The sequence below is a fragment of the Ruegeria sp. HU-ET01832 genome (assembly GCF_040371315.1).
GTDB lineage: Bacteria > Pseudomonadota > Alphaproteobacteria > Rhodobacterales > Rhodobacteraceae > Ruegeria > Ruegeria lacuscaerulensis_A.
In genome coordinates this window covers 937966-958040 of the sequence record NZ_BAABWL010000001.1, presented here as the reverse complement: position 1 = coordinate 958040, position 20075 = coordinate 937966, and the positions used below count along the sequence as shown (strand labels likewise).

The following is a 20075-nucleotide window of genomic DNA, read 5'->3' as shown; positions in this document are numbered from 1 at the left end:
AGAAGCGGCGCGTCATGACATTCATGTTAGAGCATTCATCGCCGGTCAGGGGGAAAAATAATCGAAACAGACCAGAAATTAGCGGGTTGTGTGATCAGAGAGCCGCTGGATCAGGACCCGACACTGCGGAACCAGCGAATGATGGCTTCGCGATCTTCGGGTTCCATATAAGTGACGTTGGCCGGAGGCATGGCGTGGCTGACACCAGCCTGCAAGTAGATTTGCCTGGCGTTGCGGGCAATGTCGCCTTCGGTTTCAAGCAAAACGCCCTTCGGAGCCCATTGGATACCCTCCCAGACCGGTTCGCGCGCGTGGCACATAGAGCATCTTCCCAGAACGACGTCATGTGCCTCCTCAAAACCCTCTGCCGCCGCGACTTTCTGTTCATATTGCGTAAGGGGTTGCGCTTCGGCGTCTTCCACAGGTTTGTACATCGGCGCAGTCGACAGCCACATGATCCCAATGAAAAGCAGCGCTGTGGCCAGCCATGTCCACGTCGGGTTACCCGCGCGTGCGTGGCGCGTGTTGAAATAGTGCCGGATGGTAACGCCCATCAGGAAAACCAACGCCGCAATGATCCAGTTGTATTGAGTCGCAAAGGCCAGCGGGTAATGGTTCGACAGCATCAGAAAAACAACAGGAAGCGTCAGGTAGTTGTTGTGCGTCGACCGCAGCTTGGCGATCTTGCCGTATTTCGGGTCCGGCGTTCGGCCATTCTTCAGATCATCGACCACGATGCGCTGGTTGGGCATGATGATGAAGAACACATTCGCTGTCATGATCGTTGCGGTGAACGCCCCCAGATGCAGCATCATCGCGCGGCCCGTGAAAATCTGGTTGTATGCCCAGCCCATCGCCACCAGCAGCGCGAACAACAACACCATCAGCAGGGTAGGACGCTGCCCCAGCTTGGATTTGCATAAAAAGTCATAGATCAGCCAACCCACAGTCAGCGAAGCCGCCGAAATCGCAATGCCCTGCCACAGCGCCAGATCGGCCTTTTGCGCATCAATCAGATACAGCTCTCCGCCTACCCAATAGACGATCATCAGCAGCGCCGCGCCGCTCAGCCAGGTGGCATAGCTTTCCCATTTGAACCAGGTCAGGTGATCGGGCATCCGCTCGGGCGCGACCAGATATTTCTGGATGTGATAGAAGCCGCCACCATGCACCTGCCACTCCTCACCATCTGCCGGGCCTGAGATGTCGCGGTTCAGGCCAAGGTCCAGTGCGATGAAGTAAAAGGACGATCCGATCCAGGCAATGGCGGTGATCACGTGCAACCAGCGCACGGCGAATGCCATCCAATCCCAGAACACGGCAAATTCGAACATGTGGGGTCTCTCCGATTGGTTAGGGCCACACTAGGCAAACCGCTTTTTATTCGGTATTCCCGTATATTGCCAAACTGTATCAAAAAAAACGATAAGATGTCCTATCTCGACAATATCCGAACCTTCGTCCGCGTCTATGATTTAGGCAGTATGTCTGCAGCTGGTCGGGATTTGCGCATTTCCCCAGCGGTGACTTCGGCGCGGATATCGCAACTTGAAGATCACCTGGGCGTGCGCCTGTTCCAGCGCACCACACGCAACCTTTCCCCAACCGAGCAGGGCCGGGCGTTCTATCCAGGCGCAGTGGCCGTTCTTGACGCAGTGGATGAAGCCGAGGCGCAGGTGGTGCATCTGACCGAAGCACCGCGCGGGTCGCTTTTCGTTGCTGCTCCGTTAGGGGTGGGGCGGCGATTGTTGGCCCCGCATGTGCCTGATTTCCTGTCAGAATACCCCGAGATTGACGTTCGGCTACGTTTAACGGATCGATCGGTTGACCTGACGACTGAAGGCTTGGATCTGGCGTTCTTTATTGGCCAGCCCGAAGACAGCACATTGCGTATTCGCAAGATCGCAGACTGCCCGCGTGTTCTGTGCGCCGCGCCAGAATATGTCTCTCGACGGGGGATGCCGCGCACCGGTGCTGATCTTGTTTCGGACAAACATGAATGCCTGAACCTGCGGTTTCCGGGCGCGACCGAGTTCCAGTGGCTGCTGGAAACGCCAGACGGTCCTCGGCGGTTTGCGGTTTCCGGACGGTTCGAATGCGACGATGGCGACGTTCTGACGGATTGGGCCTTGTCTGGGCAGGGTATTGCAATGAAACCGGTGTTCGAAGTCGCCGAACACCTGAAAACAGGTCAACTTGTTCCAGTTGCTATCGAGACGCCCCCGGTCGCGGTGCAAATGGCCTGCCTGTACACGCATAGGCGCCATCAGGACCCGAAGGCACGTCTGTTTATGGATTTCATGATCGCGAGAATTGGTAAGATCGTCAACGCGTTGGGCGAAGGGGGTTGATAGGGGCTCCCGCCACTGTTCGCGCCCTTCGGGCGCTGCAAAGCGTTGGGCCCGGCGCTGCGGCATGGCCGCAGCGTGGGAACACCCTTGAGTTGCGGAACGCCTAGATCAGGAGAAACCGCGCCGTACCTGAAAAGGTGCGGCGCCCGGCCCAACGGGAGGAACCCGGCAGGGTGATCGACGGGCGGGAGGGGATCTGTGTTAACTGCCGCGATAGGTTGAATAGCCAAAAGGCGAAAGCAGCAGCGGTACGTGATAGTGCGCATCAGGATCTGACATGCCGAAACGTATTGGGATCTTGTCCAGAAACAGCGGATCTTCTGCCGATTGCCCCGTTGTCCGCAAATATTCGCCAGCGTCAAACACCAATTCGTATGTACCGATCGCAAAGGCGTCCTTTGGCAAAATTGGACTATCCGTTCGGCCATCAGCGTTTGTTGTCATTTGGGCGAGGATATGACGCGCCTCACCCGCTACGCTGTAGAGCGTGATGTTCAACCCTTGGGCCGGACAGCCGCGTGCGGTGTCCAGAACATGCGTTGTCAGATAGCCTGCCACGGCATTCTCCTGTGATCTGCAATTTGCTTTGCCACAGTCTGGCGCAAAGTTCTAAAATATGGAAATGCCAAAAGAACCGGAAACTGCGTTCGGATTAGTTTGATAATCATCCGGCTGTTTCTGGGCTATGGCTGAGGACAAACAAAAGAACGGACACCCATATGCAGCCCCCTCGTTATCCTCGCGACATGATCGGATACGGTTTGACACCGCCCGATGCTCAATGGCCCGGTGGTGCCAAGATCGCGGTTCAAATCGTGCTGAATTACGAAGAAGGCGGGGAAAACAACATACTTCACGGCGATGCGGCCTCCGAAGCTTTTCTGTCTGAAATCGTCGGGGCCGCGCAATGGCCGGGTCAGCGGCATTGGAACATGGAGTCGATTTACGAATACGGCGCACGCGCCGGGTTCTGGCGGTTGCACCGGCTTATGAAAGACCTGCCTATTACGGTCTATGGTGTCGCGACCGCGCTGGCCCGGTCCCCAGACCAAGTTGACGCAATGAAGTCTGCGGGATGGGAGATCGCCAGCCACGGTTTGAAATGGGTTGAGCACAAGGATATGCCCGAAGCAGAGGAACGCGCCCAGATTACCGAAGCGATCCGCCTGCATACCGAAGTCGTAGGTCCGCGCCCGCGCGGCTGGTATACGGGGCGCTGTTCCGAGAATACGGTTCGATTGGTCGCTGAAGAGGGCGGGTTTGACTATGTCGCTGACACCTATGCGGATGATCTTCCCTACTGGATCCACGCAGGCGAAAGGGATCAGCTGATCGTTCCATATACTTTGGATTGCAACGACATGCGCTTTGCCACACCGCAGGGTTTTAACGCGGGCGACCAGTTTTATTCCTATCTTAAGGACAGTTTCGACGCGCTCTATGCCGAAGGCCAAGAGGGCGCGCCCAAGATGTTGTCAATCGGGCTGCATTGCAGACTGATCGGGCGTCCCGGCCGGGTTATGGCGTTGAAACGGTTTCTCGACTATGCGCAGAGTTTTGAGGACGTATGGTTCGCCACCCGCTTGCAAATCGCACAGCATTGGGCCGCACATCACCCGCCGAGCCGCCATCCGAAACCGTCCCAGATGGACCGCGCAACATTCGTCGGCACTTATGGCGGCATTTTCGAGCATTCGGCCTGGATTGCCGAGCGCGCGTTCGAGCTAGAGCTTGGCCCGGCTCATGACACTGCGGGTGGATTGCACAATGCGCTGACGCGTATGTTCCGGTCTGCCTCGGATCACGAAAGACTGAGCGTTCTGACCGCGCACCCGGATTTGGCAGGCAAACTGGCGCAGGCGAAACGTCTGACACAGGAAAGCACGTCTGAACAGGCATCAGCCGGGTTGGATGCGTTGACAGACGCCGAGCGCGCGGCGTTTACGGACCTGAATACTCGTTACACCGAGAGGTTTGGTTTCCCTTTCATCATCGCGGTGCGGGATCACGACAAGGCCTCGATCCTGCAGGCGTTTCAGCGGCGGATTGAACAGGATCGCGAAACGGAATTCCGCGAAGCCTGCCGTCAGGTTGAACGCATTGCCGAGTTTCGGCTGCGGGACATTCTTCCGTCATGATGCAGATCGTCGCCCGTCCGCTGACCGCTCAAGCCTTTGCGCCGTACGGAGACCTGATTGAGGCTGCGGGTCAACCAGACAAAATCATAAACCAAGGACAATGCGGCCGTTTCCATGACCGTGCCCAGATGGATTTCGCTGACGGACGCGCGGGTATCAGCCTGTTTAACGCCAATCCGCGCGCTTTCCCCTATGTGTTGGATTTGGTCGAGCGGCATCCCGAAGGCAGCCAAGCCTTTATACCGATGACACCTCAACCGTTTCTGGTCGTGGTCGCACCAGATGCCAATGGAATGCCCGGCCAGCCCGTTGCCTTCCTGACGTCACCCGGTCAGGCCGTAAACTATCATCGGGGCACGTGGCATGGTGTTTTAACGCCGCTGCATGGTCCGGGCCTGTTCGCGGTTGTTGACCGCATCGGTGCCGGGGCGAACCTTGAAGAACACTGGTTCGACACGCCCTATGAAATTGTCGCCCGCTGACGTCGCCAATCAGCGGCCAACCATCAGTCGGGCGACATCCAGCATCCGGGCCGAGAAACCCCATTCGTTGTCGTACCAGCCAAAGACGCGGACCTGATGGTCGCCGATCTGCCGCGTCTCTGGGCCAGCGATGACAAGCGACTCGGGGCGGGTCCGCAAATCGGACGAAACCAAGGGCTCGTCCGTCCAACCCAGAACAGGAGATTGCGCAACGGCCTGACGCAGGTTGGCCTCGAACAAATCCGCAGACACCGGGTGTTCAAGAGTCACGATCAGATCAACCGCCGAGACGCTGGCCGTGGGAACCCGCACCGCCGCGCCCGAGACGCGACCGGCCAGATGGGGCAGAACCTCGTCAATCAGCTGCATGGCGCTGGTGGTGGTGGGAACCATCGAAAGTGCGCCCGCGCGGGATCGGGCCAGATCTCCGCGTGGTGCGTCCACCATTGGCTGGCTGTTCGTATAACAGTGGATGGTCGTCATGTGGCCCGATACCAGGCCACCGATCCCATCTAGAACCTTGACCAAAGGCGCCAGACCGTTCGTCGTGCACGAGGCGTTCGACACGATGCGCGCATCGCCCAGCCGGTCTTCGTTTGCCCCCAGTACAACGGTAACCTCGGTCGCCGGAGACGGGCCGGAAATCAACACTTTCCCCGCACCCGCCGTCAGGCCCTGGCTGGCGACATCTGATGTGCGTGCAACGCCGGTGCAGTCCATCAGGACATCGACGCCGGTCAGATCCACACGAGACAGATCCGCACTGTGGGTCACCGGTATCGCCATCCCGTCGACGATCAATTCGTCAGCAGAGTGTTTAACATCGCCAGCATAGGGACCGAATGTGCTGTCGTATTTGAACAGGTAGGTGCAGGTTTCCAGCGGTGCAATGTCGTTGATCAGCACCAGCTGGATACCACTGTCCTGCGGCATGGCCAGAAGCTGCCGCAGGATCGTGCGGCCGATCCGGCCGAATCCGTTAATCGCAAGTTTCATGCGCAAGCTATGGCAGCCGGTTGCGCTGACCTCAATGCCCGTTTCGCCTTGGGGTCAGTTGCAACTGACCTGCGAAAAGAACTGGCCCGAGATATTCTGGTACATGCTGCCTCGGATGGGGGTACACCCGGTGGCCTGCTGGATCGCTGCGATGGCCTGAAGGGTGCGCAGGCGCGGCGGCGGCCCAAAAGGGTTGAGGTTGTTGTTGTCCCGCGTCGCGCGATACACGACCGGAGCATCCGAGACCTGCGTGATCGCCCAGGTCCGGCTGAAGACCGAAACCGATTTGGTCGGTTCCTTGGCGACCACAGGGGTCGCGTTAATAGCCGTAAGGCCGATGACGGCGGCCAGCGCCAACATTGATCCACGCAGTACCATTGAACAATCTCCAGTGCTAAAAACTGCGGGTATTTCATCAGATTCAACCGGTCCTGTGAAGCCCCGAGCCCAAGAAACCCACCGGAAACTCAGCGTTTAGACAGGGTTAGGGGCATGTGACGGTTCACATCCTTGTAAAGAAGATAACGAAACCGCCCCGGTCCACCGGCATAACAGGCTTGCGGGCAGAAAGCGCGCAACCACATATAGTCGCCGGCTTCGACCTCGACCCAGTCCTGATTCAGCCGATAGACGGCTTTACCTTCAAGCACGTATAGCCCGTGTTCCATCACATGGGTTTCGGCAAACGGGATCACGCCGCCCGGCTCGAACGTGACGATGTTGACATGCATGTCGTGGCGCAGGTCTTGCGGATCGGCGAAACGGGTTGTGGCCCAACGCCCCTCGGTGCCGGGCATCGGGGTTGGGGCGATGTCGCGTTCATTGGTGATGATCGGATCAGGGGCGGGCAGGCCGGGAACGGCTTCATAAGCTTTGCGGATCCAGTGAAACCGGGCAATATCTTCGCCGCGATTGTGCAGGGTCCATTCGGACCCCGCTGGGATATAGGCATAGCCCCCTGTCTCCAACACATGAACATTGCCGTTCAGCGTCAGGGTTACCGAGCCTTCGACCACGAACACTACGGCCTGTGCATTCGGGTCGGTTTCGGGGCGGTCGCTGCCCCCACCGGGCTGAACCTCCATGATATATTGCGAGAATGTTTCGGCAAAACCACTCAGCGGGCGGGACAGAACCCAAAGCCGGGTGTCCTGCCAAAAAGGCAGGTAACTGGTGACGATGTCGCGCATCGTCCCTTTGGGGATCACCGCATAGGCGTCAGTAAACATGGCGCGGTCAGTCAAAAGCTGGTCTTGTCCGGGATGTCCGCCTGACGGCGCATAATAAGTAGGCTGTACCATTTGATGCCTCTGGTTCGGGTTTCTCGCACTATGGGGTGATTGGACAGGCGCTTATAGCGGCGCGATCGCAATAGGTTTGTTCGGGAATATTTGAAGGTTGAAACCTCTTGGGGTTGGCCATGCGGGTTCACATGACTATCCTTGAATGAAAGTGCATTTCAGAAGTGTGAGGCCCCATGAATTCTCTTTTCTCTCTTACAGCAGCAGGCGCTGTGATAATTGGCTTCAGCGTTGCTGCGCAGGCCAAGCCATTGTCGCGGATCATCGCAGAATCGGGGTTGAGCCCGGACGATTTCACATTGCTGACGACCGCGGCAGACGGATTGTTTCAGGGCAGTACGCCACAGGTTGGTTCAGAAGCTACGTGGGCCAGCACGGAAACCGACGCAAAGGGCACTGTCACCGTGCGGGATGTGCGCGACAATTGCGTGCATTTGCAGCACTTGATTGAACCGGCCAATACCGATCAGATACGTGAGGTCAGAACGCGACGTTGCCGCGACGCGGGCGGCAATTGGATTCTCACGCCTTAAAGAGCGCTAGTATCCGCGCGCCCGGTCCACTTCGTGCAACAAGGGCGCGCCACTGTTGAGGCGCTCGAAATTCTCGGCCACATCGTGCAGAGCATCGCCCAGATGCCAGCCAGAAACGTGCGGGGTGATTGTTACACCCGGATGTGTCCATAAAGGGCTGTCTGCAGGTAAAGGTTCGGTTCGGGTGACGTCCAGAACGGCACGACCGGGCGTTCCCTGATCCAAAGCGGTGATCAACGCGGCCTCGTCAATCAAATCTCCGCGTCCGGCATTCAGCAACTGGCTGCCGGGTTTCATGGCCGCCAGCATATCGGGTCCGAACAAGCCGACCGTTTGCGGGGTCGATGGCAGAATGGCACAGACATGGTCACATGCAGACAACAGATCGGGCAGGGCGTCCTCGCCATGCAGGCATGTGACACCTTCGATCTGCTTGGGTGAGCGACTCCAGCCCATGACCTGAAACCCTACCGCGCGCAGCATCTTTGCGCTGCGGGCACCAATATGACCCAAACCCAGCACTCCGACCACAGTGTCTGGCGAATAGAGCGGCGCCTTCGGGGACCATTCCGATCGGTACTGCGCAGCCTCGTGGAAGGGCATGTTGCGCTGTTGACGCAGGATATAGGCCACGAACCACTCGGCGATGCCTTGCGCAGGCGCGTCAGGTTTCAGGCGCGTAACACGCACATGGTCGGGCAGGTTGGGGTTGCCGACAATCGTTTCGACGCCTGCGCCCAGTTTTTGAACAAGCTGAAGATTGGGCAGGCGGGCAAGTTGATCATCGCTGAGTCCTGCCAATGCGATCATTGTAATGTCGCTGGGGTCTCCGATCGTGGCGGGGGTGCGTACGTCCAGACCGGGCTTCAGTGCCCGAACATCCCGCGCGATATCGCTGTCGCTCATCCAATCGGACAGACCTGTCTCTATCAACAATGCCATTTTAACCTCCCCCGAACAGTTTGATTGACTTGACGTCCCGTCCTAGCTGGACATCTTGACGGCAGCTAAGTCATTCTCGGGCCAAAGGTAAAGCCCGGTCACCGGGTCGGAGGAGGAAAACCCATGAACATGTCATTCGGCCTGCGTGATGAGAACGCTCAACTGTTACAACGTGTGGCAGACATGATCCGCGATGAGATCATGCCGCTGGAGGCAGAATATCACGCAGAGATCGGCAAAGGGGATCGTTGGCAATATACAGAACGTCAGGCCGAAATCCTTGAGGGCCTGAAGGCAAAGGCCAAGGCTGCGGGGCTTTGGAATTTCTGGCTGACAGACAGCGACAAAGGGTTTGGTCTTTCCACCGTGGAATACGCCTATTTCGCCGAAGAGATGGGCAAGACCCCATTGGGCGCCGAAGTCTTCAATTGTTCCGCCCCGGATACCGGCAACATGGAGGTCTTCGAACGCTACGGGACCGAAAAGATGAAGGAACAGTGGCTGAAACCGCTGCTCGAAGGTGAAATCCGCTCGGCCTATCTGATGACCGAACCGGATGTGGCCTCGTCGGATGCGACTAATGTGTCGATGTCTTGCGTGCGGGACGGCGATGACTATGTCCTGAACGGCGAAAAATGGTGGTCGTCGGGGGCCGGTGACCCGCGGTGCAAGGTCTATATCGTGATGGTCAAAACCGCCGGGGAAGAGCAGCCTAAACACCAGCGGCAGTCGATGATCGTCGTGCCGGCCGACACACCGGGTGTCGAAATTCTGCGCCCGATGGAGGTCTATGGCCATGACGACGCGCCGCATGGGCATATGCATATCCGGTTCACCAACGTGCGCGTTCCGGCTGAAAACATACTGTTGGGTGAGGGGCGTGGCTTCGAGATCGCTCAGGGTCGTCTTGGGCCGGGGCGTATTCACCATTGCATGCGCGCCATCGGGCAGGCCGAAAGCGCGCTGGATCAGATGTGCAAACGGTCCCTGCAACGCGAGGCGTTCGGTAAGAAGCTGGCCCAGCTTGGGGCGAATTTCGACATCATCGCCGAATGCAGGATGGAGATTGAGATGGCGCGCCTGCTGTGCCTCAAGGCTGCGTGGTACATGGATCAGGGCGATGCACGCGCGGCAGCACCGTGGATCAGCCAGATCAAGGTTGTGGCCCCACGCGTAGCCTTGAAGGTGATTGACGAGGCGGTGCAGATGTTTGGTGCGCAGGGGATCAGTCAGGACACACCGCTTGCCACGGCTTGGACCCATGTGCGGACGTTGCGGTTGGCCGATGGGCCCGATGCGGTGCACCGCCGTCAGGTCGCGCGGGCTGAGCTGAAGAAGCACACGCAGGAAAAAGTCTGAGCAAGGTCATGGTTTCCAATCCGGACGTGAGGGCGCAATCCTATTTCCACATTCGACAGGACGGTGCGTTTGTGGGCAATGACCCCGCGCGCGGCCCGTGGTCGGCCGTGCACTGTCATGCCGGGCCGGTCAGCGGGTTGGTCGTGCGCGCGGCGGAAACCGAAGTCGGGCCCGAGAAGATGTTGACCCGGCTGACGGTGGATTTATTGCGGCCATTGCCTTTGGCTGGATTGCGAGTCGCTGCCGAAACCACGCGCCATACAAAGACATTGGCGACAACGCGGGTGACCGTGCACGATTTGGATGACACGCTTTGCGCTGTTGCAACGACGATGCATCTGGTGCGCCGTGATCTTGGGCCAGTGCCAAACGTGACGATGCAGCCCCCTCGGTTGGATGATGCGGTCACGGGTCCTTTTCCAATTGGCGAAACACGTCACGATCTGCCGGGCTTCGCCAACCATTCGGACATTCTGTATCCCAAAGGCGGAAATCAGGCAGCCGGTCCGAAAACCGTTTGGATGCGCACGCCGCCGCTTTTGGCCGATGAGGCACAGTCGCCGATACAGGCCCTGTGTCCGCTGGCAGATTGCGGGAATGGTATCTCGTGGAACGCGCCCACCACCGAGATGGGGTTCATGAACACCGACCTGACAGTGCAAGTTCACCGTGAGCCGGTCTCGGACTGGTTGGCGTCAGAGTCATTGTGCCATTGGCAACCCTCGGGCATCGGGATGTCTCAGTCCGTACTTTATGACACAGAGGGTCCGGTCGCGACGGCGCTGCAAACGCTTGTCTTATTTCCGCCGGATTAAATGGTTGGCCGGATTCTGCGTGCTGTCTCAAAAGTGCGTTGTCGCTGCGGGGCCGAAACCCTATCTTTCTCACATGCGCTGGATATTGACCCTTTTCACCTTTTGCTTGCCAGTCCCGGTCTTGGCTCATCCCCACGTGTTCATCGACACGGGGCTGGAGTTCATCGTCGATGACGCAGGCAATCTGACGCATGTGCGGGTAACCTGGGCTTATGATGAGCTGTATTCGCTTTTCGAGCTCGAGGACAGAAAACTTGATCAGGATGGCGACGGTATTCTGAGCGAGAGCGAACAGGCCTTTCTGGCCGGGTTCGACGCGCAGTGGATCGAAGGGTATAACGGCGATCTGGTGGTGCGTGCAGATGGCCAGATCATCCCTCTGTCGGGTCCGATGGAACCTACGGCCACCACTGATAACGGCCGCATTGTCTCGACCCATCTGAGGGCTGTTGAGGGCGAACCGGTCGCAGCGGCGGCTTTGTCAGCGAAGGCGTTCGATGAAACCTACTACACAGCATACGAGGTTACGCGCCCGGTAACAGTGTCCAGTAACCTGACCTGCCAGATAGAGCGGACGGATCCCGATATTGACGGCCAGCTCGCCCAGATGCGGGCGTTCTTGCTGACCCTTGATGCCAATTATGATCTTGGGGAGAATGACATCCCCCTGGTTGGTGAAAGCTTTGCGACCGAGATCCGCGTTTCATGTCCAAGTACCTGATTATCCCGGTCCTCCTGTCGCTTGGCCTGCTGCTGTGGTTCTGGGGCAGCGGCGGGTTTGACAGCCTTGCTGCGTGGGCCGCCGGCGAACAGCGGGAGTTTCAGAACCAGATCGCCCGATCCCTGCGCGCCGCCCGCGCGGAACAACCCGAGGCTGTCGCGACCCTTTTAACTGTTTGTTTTGCTTACGGGTTTTTCCACGCCATAGGCCCGGGTCACGGCAAAGTCTTGATCGGAGGGTACGGGCTGGGGCGCAAGGTGGCCTTTTGGCGTTTGTCCGCGATCAGCGTGCTGTCCAGTCTGGGGCAGGCCGTCACTGCAGTGGTTCTGGTGTATGCCGGGGTTCTGGTGTTCCAGATGTCGCGGGACAGTTTGGTCGGCACAACCGAACAGGTCATGGCGCCCGTAAGCTATGGCGCCATAGCGGCAATTGGCCTTTGGCTGGTGTTCCGGGCGTTACGCAGTTTCGCCAGGCGGTACCGGGCGGATCGGACACAGGTCCATCATCACCATCATCATCATGACGGCCACGATCATCATCACGGTCATGACCACGAGGTTTGTTCGGATTGCGGGCATCGGCACGGTCCGACAGCGGAAGAAGTTGCGCAGATCGGGAATTGGAAAGAGGCTGCCCTGCTGATTGCGGGCATCGCTGCGCGTCCCTGCACCGGTGCGCTATTTGTGTTGATCCTGACGTGGCAGATGGGCATCGCGATGGTTGGAATCGCCGGTGCTTTTGCAATGGCACTGGGAACGGCGACAGTGACAACACTGGTCGGTTGGACCTCATTTGGTTTGCGCGGCGGGTTGCTGGCCTCGGCCTCGGCCACCCGCTTTGCGCAAGTTCTGGCGCCGACGATCGAACTCGTCGCGGGTCTGGTGATCGCCGTTATTGCCAGCGGGCTACTTCTACGCGCGATTTAGTCGAATACCGGCTTGGGATATCCAACCCGCGCCAGATACAGACCTTGCGGCGGACAAACTGGCCCGCAGGCGGCGCGGTTCTGGGCCGCAAGCGCGTCTTGCACATCCTCAGGTGTCCAAGCGCCTGCGCCGACCCTTTCTAAAGTGCCAACAAAGCTGCGCACCTGATTGTGCAGAAAAGAGCGGGCGCGAACGTGGAAATGCACCTCTGGGCCCGAGAACCCGTCGGTTTGTTCCACCCGCAATTCATCCAGTGTTTTGACCGGGCTGGCCGCCTGACAGATCGAGGACCGGAAGGTGGTAAAATTATGCCGCCCAATCAGCCTATCCGCACCGGCCTGCATCGCCTGCACGTCCAAGCGATGATTGATCTGCCAAACCTGCCCAGCATCATGTGTGGCTGGCGCACGACGCATCAGGATACGGAACAGGTACTGCCGTTCGACCGCCGAAAACCGGGCGTGCCAGTCGTCATCGACCTGCGCCGCCTGCACAATCGCCACAGGGTGGGGTTTAAGGTGGTAATTCAATGCTTCGGACAGTCGGAACGGATCCCAGTCCTTGATCAGATCACAATGGGCGACCTGTCCCAGTGCGTGAACGCCTGCATCGGTGCGGCCGGCAGCTGCGATGGTATGCGCGCCGGGTTGGATGCGCGACAGGGCCTCTTCGATCGCCCCTTGCACGGATGGCTGATCCTTTTGCCGCTGCCATCCGGCAAACGGCTCTCCTTGGTATTCGACTTTCAACGCGTATCTTGGCATGGGCCGCTGGTAGCGCGACGCGCCGCCACGGGCAAGAGCGGGAAAGCGCTGGCATGTAAGGCGGTGGCTACCTATCTTGAGCGAAACAATAAAAGCGGGGCGACGGTTTGGTCATCTCTTCCCTGGCAGACAGTGTGGTGCGCGGCGTCGAGTCCGTGGGCGATACCGTGTCAGAAGCCTTTTTTGAACCAGTGATCCGGCTGGGCGTGACCGGTTTGGCGCGGTCCGGCAAAACGGTATTCATCACGTCACTGGTGGCAAACCTGCTGGACCGTGGGCGAATGCCCGGATTGGTGGCGCAGCAAGAGGGGCGGATCAATGCGGTTTACTTGCAGCCGCAGCCCGACGACACCGTGCCTCGGTTCGATTATGAAAACCACCTTGCGGCGTTGACCGGGCCTCAGCCACACTGGCCAGACAGCACCCGCGCCGTGTCCGAGTTGCGCTTGTCCTTCAAAGCACGTCCGTCCGGACTTTTGTCGGGTTTGCAGGGACCACGCACTGTGCACCTGGATATTGTCGACTATCCGGGTGAATGGCTGCTGGATCTGGCATTGTTGGACAAAACCTATGAGGCTTGGTCGGCAGAGACGCTCGAACGCATTACCGCGCGTCCACAGGCTGCCACGTTTCTCACTCAGGCTAATGCTGCCGATCCGGCGGACACGCATGACGAACCCACCGCTCAGGCGCTTGCGAAAGCGTTTGCAGAGTATCTGAACGCGGCCCGTGATGCGGGGTTCTATGATTGCACACCGGGGCGTTTTTTGTTGCCCGGTGACCTGGCTGGTTCGCCGGTGTTGACATTCGCGCCGCTGCCGGTTGATGGACCAGCGCCCCGGCGCAGCCTGCACCGCGAAATGGCCAGGCGGTTCGAGGCATATAAGTCGCAGGTCGTTAAGCCGTTCTTTCGGGATCACTTCGCGCGGATCGACCGGCAGGTCGTTCTGGTGGATGCGCTGGGCGCGATTCATAAGGGTCCGCAAGCGGTCGAAGATATGCGCCGCGCGATGGCAGATATCCTGTCCGCATTCCGTCCCGGCCGAAACGCTTGGCTAAGCCGATTGCTGCTTGGAAAACGGGTCGAGCGCATTCTGTTTGCCGCCACCAAGGCCGACCACTTGCACCACCAACAACATCAACGTCTGACCCATATCATGGAGGCGCTAATTCGTGACGCCCGCGACAGGGCCAGCTTTGCCGGGGCGGACACGACGGCCTTATCGATGGCCTCATTGCGCGCGACAACCGAGGAAATGCGTTTGCATGATGGGGTAGAATTGCCCTGCGTTCGAGGAACGTTGATGGATGGCAAACAGGCGGCGTTTTATCCGGGCGAATTGCCGGATGACCCTTTGAAACTGTTGGGGGCGGCGCGCAATGGGGCCGAAGGTTGGCTTGACGCCGAATACGGCTTCATGTCATTCGCCCCCGCCAAATTGACCCTGCGCCCCGGAGATGGACCGCCCCATATTAGGCTGGATCGCGCAGCGCAGTTTCTGATCGGAGATCGCCTGTGATCGCAACTCTGCGCCCGGCTCGCAGCACCGATGCCGGTGCGACCGGAGAGATTCTGCACGGTTTCGCGCGCGAGAACGACTGGATGCCAGAGCTGCACACTCAGGCCGAGACCATCGCTTTCTGTGGCCGTATGATAGATCAGGATTGGGTCACAGTGGCTGAACTGGACGCCCGCGTGGTGGGTTTTCTGGCTTTGAACGGGACAGAAATTCATTCCTTGTACCTGAAAGCCTCTGCCCGACGGCAAGGCATCGGACGACACCTGCTGGACCATGCCAAATCCCGGCGCACGCAGCTTTCGCTGTTCGCGTTTCAAGCCAATCTGCCCGCGCGGCGGTTCTACGAACATAACGGATTTGTCGAAGTTGCGCGTAGCGATGGGGCCGATAACGATGAAAACCTGCCGGACATTAAATATGTCTGGATACGAGAGGGGGCAGAAAATGGCTAAAGGTCCCGTGCTGATCGACCTCGAAGCGGACGAGCCCACTGTGGACGTGGCGAAGGCGCCTCCGGTACCTGAGATCGGGCAACCTCAAGGGCAGGCGATGCAGGGCGTGGTCCGGCTTGCAGCTCGCAGGCCCTCGCGGCTGGCGCGTTGGTTCTGGGGGCTGGCCTTAACTGCCGTTGGCGCAGTTGTGTCCATCGCGGCGTGGGACTTTGTGAACGGGCTTTTGCTGCGTGCGCCGGTTTTGGGATGGGTCGTGACGGGGCTTTTTGCAGCGCTGGTGTTGGTCGCCCTGATCATCGCGCTGCGTGAATTGGCGGCAATCGCACGTTTGTCTCGTGTTGACGGGATAAGGCAAGCGGCGGACACGGCGCTGGCCGAGGATGATCTGGCACAGGCACGCGCGGTTACGACCAAGCTTATTGCTTTTTACAAGGGTCGGGATGAAACCAAATGGGGTCGTGACAAGCTGACCGAACGTATGGGGGAACAGTTCGACGCCTCTGGGCTGCTGACCTTGGCCGAAGATGAATTGCTTGCCCCATTGGACGCCGCCGCCAGCCGCGAGGTCGAAGCGGCCGCCCGTCAGGTGGCCACTGTTACGGCCCTGGTGCCTCTGGCGTTGGCAGATGTCGCCACGGCTTTGGCTGCGTCGCTTCGGATGATCCGGCGCGTTGCTGAAATCTATGGCGGTCGCGCCGGGTTTCTGGGGAGTTGGCGGCTGACCCGTGCGGTTTTTGTTCATCTGGTCGCAACCGGAGCAGTCGCGGTTGGCGATGACCTGCTGGAGCCCGTTTTGGGCGGCTCGGTTCTTAGCAAACTGTCCAGAAGATTCGGCGAAGGTCTGGTCAATGGGGCCCTCAGTGCCCGTGTCGGTGTGGCCGCAATGGAGGTTTGTCGACCTTTGCCCTTCTCTGACCGTCACAAACCCTCGACAAGGGGAATGATCAAGCGGGCCTTGGCGGGTTTGTTTTCCAAAACTTGACCTGCCGCAAGGTGCTGACGTCCACTGGATGGCATACCAGACCCGGAGCCAGCCATGACCGAGCACGGACACAGCCAACAGGAAATAGCCGAGCGTATCAACGCGCCACCCGGCCGCGGCGTGCTGCGCGATGTCGTGTATGGGGGCATCGACGGATCAGTGACCACCTTTGCGATCGTGGCCGGGGTTGCTGGGGCTGGCCTTTCTCCGTTCATTATCGTGGCGTTGGGGCTGGCCAATGTTTTGGCAGATGGCTTCTCGATGGCGGCGGGCAACTATTCCGGCACAAAAGCTGAATTGGACAACATTCGCCGCATCCGCGCGATCGAGGAACGGCATATCCACTTGTACCCCGACGGCGAGCGAGAAGAAGTGCGCGAGATTTTGGCGCAGAAAGGTCTGTCGGGGCGGGTGCTGGACGAGGCGACCGACGCAATCACTGCAAACCACGACAACTGGATCGATCTGATGATCGAAGGGGAATACGGGCTGGGCAGTGTCGACCCTCATCCTCTAAAGGCTGCGATGGCGACCTTTTGGGCATTCCTGATCGCGGGGATGGTGCCGCTGTTGCCCTTCCTCGCCGGGGTGGATCAGGCTTTTACCATTTCCGCCTGGATGACAATGGCCGTGTTTTTTGCCATCGGTGCGCTCAAAAGCCGGTGGTCGCTGGCACCTTGGTGGCGATCCGGGGGCGAGACGTTGTTGATCGGTGGTGCTGCTGCCTTGATCGCGTATCTAGTCGGGTCGCTGTTTCATCCTTGACGGGCTAGATTGATCCAGCTTGGCGCAGGTGCTTGTTGACGGTAACAAAAATAAACTCGGGCCTTTCATTACCTGTCCAACAACTACTTTAGTTGCGGGTTTCCGGCGATTGCGGTGGTGCAGATCATCTTCGGGCAGTTAATCGTGCGCCTCACGTCTGGCTGCATTTAGCCCTGAGTTATGCCTGCGAACTGGCGGATTTTCTGACTGTTGCCCAATGCATGTCTCGGGTAGCCTGGCGGTGAAACCAACCGGAGAGCCCATTGGAATCCTTGCTTGTTCTTGTTGGATTGATCGTGCTGGCCATCCCGGTAGGCATCATTTTTCTGATTGTAAGTCACATCCGCCTGCGCCGTCGGGTTGAGCAGTTAGAGCAGGATCTTCGCGCGCTGGGTGGGGATGTTTCCAAAACCAGCGATGCACCACCCCAACCCGAACCGCGCAAGCCGACCGAAAAACCGGACAAAGCGCTGAAACCCGCCCCGTGGTCCAAGGCGCAGACACCCCAACCCGCTGCCGAGCAGACACCGCCTGCCGCCGTAGTGTTTCGTGAGGACCGGTTTACTGCGCTCTCGAATTGGTTGCGAGAGAACTGGTTTTATGTGGTGTCCGCCCTTTCACTGGCGTTGGCAGGGATATTCTTGGTTCAATACGGTGTCGAAAATGGGTTGTTGCCTCCGTCCGCCCGTGTGATTGCCGCGTTGAGTTTCGGTGTGGTGTTGATCGTGGCCGGAGAAGTGATCCGCCGCAGGTTTGGAGATGATGAAGCCTCGGCCACCGCATATTTGCCCTCGGTTTTCTCGGGCGCCGGTCTGGTTACCCTGTTCGGAGGCATTCTTGCTGCTAGGCAGCTCTACGACTTGATCGGCCCCGAAAGCGCGTTGATTGCGATGGTCGTTGTTGCCCTGTTGGGATTGATCCTTGGCTGGTTCCACGGCCCCTTGCTGGCTGCTGTCGGTCTGATCGGGGCCTTTGCAGCCCCCTTTGTTGTTGGCGGCACGTCCAAGGATCCGGGCTGGCTATATGCCTATTTCTTTGTGATCGCCGTTTTGGGATTGGGGATCGACACAGTGCGCCGCTGGGCGTGGATATCCGTCCTGACTCTGTTTGGTGCCTATGCCGCTTGCCTGCTGCTGGTGCTGTCCTCACCGCTGACAGAACCGTATTACCTGATCTGCGTCACAGCGTTGGCCGTGATTTCCATTGCGATACCAATTCGGCGTGTCTGGCCCGATCATGAGGGCGCGATGATCAGCCAGATCATCAGTCGCAAAACGGGCGATGCATGGCCCGAATTTCCCACGCGGGTTGCCTTTGGCGCGGTCGCCGTTAGTTCCGCGATTCTTTCGGTGCATTGGGCTGATAGCCCGGCGGAGTTCTGGCTGGGCGTTACCTTGCTGGCAGGGCTGGCGCTTGGATTGATGCTGTGGGGTAGGCGGGCGGAGGCATTGCAGGATGCGACGATATTGCCAGCGCTGGGCCTTGTCTGGTTCGTTCTGATGCATGGCTGGGATAACGGCATCGTTCTGCGCCACTTCGCTGAGACCTATGCCGAAACCGCCGAAGCGGATTACCCCTGGGTGGTCACGGTCTTGATCATTCTGGGTGGGGTGATTTCCGTCACTGCAGCCTGGCGCTCGATGCATGCGCACAAATATGCGGCCGGGTGGGCTGGCGCCGCTGCGGTCTTTGCGCCCGCGTTGGCCATCGCTCTTGAGGTCGGCTGGCACCCTGCGACTGTGATCGGAGCCTACCCGTGGGCACTGCATAGTATCGCATTGGGTGCGTTGATGGTTATCTTTGCCGAGCGTTTTTCGCGCGTTGACGGAGATCAACGGATGCGCGCGTCGCTGGCGACGCTCTCGGCTTTATCCTGTTTGACCTTTGCCTGCGTTATTGTCCTGAGTTCTGCGGCGCTGACCATTGCTCTGGTCGCGATGGTAGTCGTGGCCGCCGTGCTGGATCGCAAATTCAACCTGCCGCCGATGAGCTGGTTCATCTGGGCTGGTGTCTTCACAGTCACGGTGCGGCTGGTGTTGAACCCGGGGCTTGATTGGGCCGGTACCGCCGCGATCCTTGAAATGACGCTGGTCTACGCAGTCGCAACCCTTGGTTTCCTGGCGGGTTGGTTGCTGATCCGCTCAATGAATCGGCCTGTTGCAACTCTATTGCTAGAGAGCGCCACCTGGGCCACCGGGGGTATATTGCTGTCTTTGCTGCTGGAACGCTGGTTGCAGAGTTTTGGCGAGGGCAACGCCACTAATAGCCACTGGGGGCTGGGCTTACTGGCGATCATCTGGTTGCTTCTGGCCTTCGCGCAGATTCAGCGGTTCGAACTGGGCGGAAAGCTGAACTATGCTCGCTATTTGCTTGCGGCGTTTTTTGCCGGGCATGGTCTTTTCCGATTGGTTCAGACGTTGGTTGATGCGAACCCGCTGCTTAACAAGGTTGCGTCACCGGTTCTGGGTCTGCCGTTATTGAACACGCTTGCGGTCGCTTACTTGTTGCCTGCACTGGCAGTCGGGCTGTCGGTCTGGAGGATTCATGCGACTCCGCTGTGGCTGAAGCGCGCCAGTTGGGGCTTGAGCGGTGGATTGACGGCTGTCTGGTTGGGGCTGATGATCCGTCATGTTTGGCAGGGCGCGGCCGGCATGTATGAGGGCAACGGCGTGACCCAGCCCGAGCTTTACACTTACACCATTGCTCTTCTGGTAATCGGGGCGGTGGTTTTCTACCAGTCGCTGGCGCGCCGATCCGACCTGATGCGCAAAGCCGGGCTGGCGGTGATTGGGCTGGCGGTGGCCAAGGTGTTTCTGATCGACATCGCCGGGCTGGGCGGGCTGATCCGGGTGTTCTCGTTGCTGGCTTTGGGGTTGGCTTTGGCGGGTCTGGCGTGGCTTAACCGCTGGGCGCAGTTGCGCCATTCGCCGCATGGGCCGGAACCTCTGGACCATTGAGGGCGGGCGTCCTATAAGCGCGGCCATGTATGACCGGATGGCCATCATTATTCGAATTATATCCCCGGCGC

General features: G+C 59.0%; 20 protein-coding genes. 13 read left to right on the top strand and 7 right to left on the bottom strand.

What is annotated here, in order from left to right; genetic code table 11:
* Window positions 1–110: 110 nt before the first annotated feature.
* Entirely contained in the window at window positions 111–1334 is a 1224-nt protein-coding gene (locus tag ABWV79_RS04825; protein ID WP_353390666.1) for a urate hydroxylase PuuD, read from the bottom strand.
* A 96-nt stretch (window positions 1335–1430) separates the two neighbouring features.
* Here ABWV79_RS04825 and ABWV79_RS04820 point away from each other — a divergent pair, with 96 nt between their 5' ends.
* Window positions 1431–2351 carry a LysR family transcriptional regulator gene (locus tag ABWV79_RS04820; protein ID WP_353390665.1) on the top strand — a complete coding sequence of 307 codons (921 nt, stop codon included), beginning with the start codon at window positions 1431–1433 and terminating at the stop codon, window positions 2349–2351.
* Window positions 2352–2552: 201 nt separating this feature from the next.
* Here the strand turns inward: ABWV79_RS04820 and uraH are convergent, their stop codons facing one another.
* Window positions 2553–2909, bottom strand: a complete 357-nt coding sequence (uraH, locus tag ABWV79_RS04815) for a hydroxyisourate hydrolase (protein ID WP_353390663.1) — start codon at window positions 2907–2909, stop codon at window positions 2553–2555.
* Window positions 2910–3070: 161 nt separating this feature from the next.
* Here uraH and puuE point away from each other — a divergent pair, with 161 nt between their 5' ends.
* A complete protein-coding gene (gene puuE / locus ABWV79_RS04810; RefSeq protein WP_353390661.1) occupies window positions 3071–4489 on the top strand; it encodes an allantoinase PuuE in 1419 nt (472 codons plus the stop codon).
* Complete coding sequence (locus tag ABWV79_RS04805) at window positions 4486–4971, top strand: ureidoglycolate lyase (protein ID WP_170354883.1); 486 nt, start codon at window positions 4486–4488, stop codon at window positions 4969–4971. Before puuE ends, ABWV79_RS04805 begins: the two co-directional genes overlap by 4 nt.
* A gap of 9 nt (window positions 4972–4980) precedes the next feature.
* On the opposite strand, the gene ABWV79_RS04800 is transcribed toward ABWV79_RS04805, so the two are convergent.
* The 3 genes from ABWV79_RS04800 to ABWV79_RS04790 form a co-directional block, all read right to left on the bottom strand.
* Window positions 4981–5967, bottom strand: coding sequence for a type I glyceraldehyde-3-phosphate dehydrogenase (locus tag ABWV79_RS04800; protein WP_170527418.1), 987 nt, complete (start codon window positions 5965–5967; stop codon window positions 4981–4983).
* A 54-nt stretch (window positions 5968–6021) separates the two neighbouring features.
* Complete coding sequence (locus ABWV79_RS04795; protein ID WP_170354885.1) at window positions 6022–6345, bottom strand: hypothetical protein; 324 nt, start codon at window positions 6343–6345, stop codon at window positions 6022–6024.
* An 89-nt stretch (window positions 6346–6434) separates the two neighbouring features.
* Window positions 6435–7268, bottom strand: a complete 834-nt coding sequence (locus tag ABWV79_RS04790; RefSeq protein ID WP_353390658.1) for a bifunctional allantoicase/(S)-ureidoglycine aminohydrolase — start codon at window positions 7266–7268, stop codon at window positions 6435–6437.
* Between the two features lie 176 nt (window positions 7269–7444).
* Between ABWV79_RS04790 and ABWV79_RS04785 the strand changes: the two genes are divergently transcribed.
* Entirely contained in the window at window positions 7445–7801 is a 357-nt protein-coding gene (locus ABWV79_RS04785) for a hypothetical protein (protein ID WP_353390656.1), read from the top strand.
* A gap of 6 nt (window positions 7802–7807) precedes the next feature.
* Here the strand turns inward: ABWV79_RS04785 and ABWV79_RS04780 are convergent, their stop codons facing one another.
* Window positions 7808–8743: a 2-hydroxyacid dehydrogenase gene (locus ABWV79_RS04780; RefSeq protein WP_353390654.1), complete on the bottom strand. Its 936-nt coding sequence runs from the start codon at window positions 8741–8743 to the stop codon at window positions 7808–7810.
* A gap of 123 nt (window positions 8744–8866) precedes the next feature.
* Between ABWV79_RS04780 and ABWV79_RS04775 the strand changes: the two genes are divergently transcribed.
* From ABWV79_RS04775 to ABWV79_RS04760, 4 genes are read left to right on the top strand one after another with little or no spacing between them, the layout of a single operon-like run.
* Window positions 8867–10102, top strand: coding sequence for an acyl-CoA dehydrogenase family protein (locus tag ABWV79_RS04775; RefSeq protein WP_170354889.1), 1236 nt, complete (start codon window positions 8867–8869; stop codon window positions 10100–10102).
* A gap of 8 nt (window positions 10103–10110) precedes the next feature.
* Complete coding sequence (locus ABWV79_RS04770) at window positions 10111–10917, top strand: thioesterase family protein (RefSeq protein ID WP_353390653.1); 807 nt, start codon at window positions 10111–10113, stop codon at window positions 10915–10917.
* A 19-nt stretch (window positions 10918–10936) separates the two neighbouring features.
* Window positions 10937–11638 (top strand): DUF1007 family protein, encoded by a 702-nt coding sequence (locus ABWV79_RS04765; protein WP_353390652.1) that lies wholly within the window; start codon window positions 10937–10939, stop codon window positions 11636–11638.
* Window positions 11623–12564 carry a nickel/cobalt transporter gene (locus tag ABWV79_RS04760; protein WP_353390650.1) on the top strand — a complete coding sequence of 314 codons (942 nt, stop codon included), beginning with the start codon at window positions 11623–11625 and terminating at the stop codon, window positions 12562–12564. Before ABWV79_RS04765 ends, ABWV79_RS04760 begins: the two co-directional genes overlap by 16 nt.
* Here ABWV79_RS04760 and truA read toward each other — a convergent pair.
* Entirely contained in the window at window positions 12561–13328 is a 768-nt protein-coding gene (truA, locus tag ABWV79_RS04755) for a tRNA pseudouridine(38-40) synthase TruA (RefSeq protein ID WP_353390649.1), read from the bottom strand. The two genes, ABWV79_RS04760 and truA, sit on opposite strands and share 4 nt — an antisense overlap.
* A 107-nt stretch (window positions 13329–13435) precedes the next feature.
* On the opposite strand from truA, the gene ABWV79_RS04750 reads away from it, so the two are divergent.
* The 5 genes from ABWV79_RS04750 to ABWV79_RS04730 all read left to right on the top strand — a co-directional run bounded on the left by ABWV79_RS04750 (window position 13436) and on the right by ABWV79_RS04730 (window position 20004).
* Window positions 13436–14848, top strand: a complete 1413-nt coding sequence (locus ABWV79_RS04750) for a YcjX family GTP-binding protein (protein ID WP_353390648.1) — start codon at window positions 13436–13438, stop codon at window positions 14846–14848.
* The gene (locus ABWV79_RS04745) at window positions 14845–15300 is read left to right on the top strand and encodes a GNAT family N-acetyltransferase (protein WP_353390647.1); all 456 of its coding nucleotides are present in this window, start codon (window positions 14845–14847) and stop codon (window positions 15298–15300) included. Before ABWV79_RS04750 ends, ABWV79_RS04745 begins: the two co-directional genes overlap by 4 nt.
* Window positions 15293–16282, top strand: a complete 990-nt coding sequence (locus ABWV79_RS04740; protein WP_353390646.1) for a YcjF family protein — start codon at window positions 15293–15295, stop codon at window positions 16280–16282. Before ABWV79_RS04745 ends, ABWV79_RS04740 begins: the two co-directional genes overlap by 8 nt.
* A 54-nt stretch (window positions 16283–16336) precedes the next feature.
* Entirely contained in the window at window positions 16337–17047 is a 711-nt protein-coding gene (locus ABWV79_RS04735; protein WP_353390645.1) for a VIT1/CCC1 transporter family protein, read from the top strand.
* 263 nt (window positions 17048–17310) lie between these two features.
* Complete coding sequence (locus tag ABWV79_RS04730) at window positions 17311–20004, top strand: DUF2339 domain-containing protein (RefSeq protein ID WP_353390644.1); 2694 nt, start codon at window positions 17311–17313, stop codon at window positions 20002–20004.
* Window positions 20005–20075 lie beyond the last annotated feature (71 nt).

Bases quoted from the DNA above. Each gene is read 5' to 3' on its own strand.
- ABWV79_RS04825 (WP_353390666.1), bottom strand. From the start codon at position 1,334: ATGTTCGAATTTGCCGTGTTCTGGGATTGGATGGCATTCGCCGTGCGC.
- ABWV79_RS04820 (WP_353390665.1), top strand. From the start codon at position 1,431: ATGTCCTATCTCGACAATATCCGAACCTTCGTCCGCGTCTATGATTTA.
- puuE (WP_353390661.1), top strand. From the start codon at position 3,071: ATGCAGCCCCCTCGTTATCCTCGCGACATGATCGGATACGGTTTGACA.
- ABWV79_RS04805 (WP_170354883.1), top strand. From the start codon at position 4,486: ATGATGCAGATCGTCGCCCGTCCGCTGACCGCTCAAGCCTTTGCGCCG.
- ABWV79_RS04800 (WP_170527418.1), bottom strand. From the start codon at position 5,967: ATGAAACTTGCGATTAACGGATTCGGCCGGATCGGCCGCACGATCCTG.
- ABWV79_RS04795 (WP_170354885.1), bottom strand. From the start codon at position 6,345: ATGGTACTGCGTGGATCAATGTTGGCGCTGGCCGCCGTCATCGGCCTT.
- ABWV79_RS04790 (WP_353390658.1), bottom strand. From the start codon at position 7,268: ATGGTACAGCCTACTTATTATGCGCCGTCAGGCGGACATCCCGGACAA.
- ABWV79_RS04785 (WP_353390656.1), top strand. From the start codon at position 7,445: ATGAATTCTCTTTTCTCTCTTACAGCAGCAGGCGCTGTGATAATTGGC.
- ABWV79_RS04780 (WP_353390654.1), bottom strand. From the start codon at position 8,743: ATGGCATTGTTGATAGAGACAGGTCTGTCCGATTGGATGAGCGACAGC.
- ABWV79_RS04775 (WP_170354889.1), top strand. From the start codon at position 8,867: ATGAACATGTCATTCGGCCTGCGTGATGAGAACGCTCAACTGTTACAA.
- ABWV79_RS04770 (WP_353390653.1), top strand. From the start codon at position 10,111: ATGGTTTCCAATCCGGACGTGAGGGCGCAATCCTATTTCCACATTCGA.
- ABWV79_RS04760 (WP_353390650.1), top strand. From the start codon at position 11,623: ATGTCCAAGTACCTGATTATCCCGGTCCTCCTGTCGCTTGGCCTGCTG.
- truA (WP_353390649.1), bottom strand. From the start codon at position 13,328: ATGCCAAGATACGCGTTGAAAGTCGAATACCAAGGAGAGCCGTTTGCC.
- ABWV79_RS04740 (WP_353390646.1), top strand. From the start codon at position 15,293: ATGGCTAAAGGTCCCGTGCTGATCGACCTCGAAGCGGACGAGCCCACT.
- ABWV79_RS04735 (WP_353390645.1), top strand. From the start codon at position 16,337: ATGACCGAGCACGGACACAGCCAACAGGAAATAGCCGAGCGTATCAAC.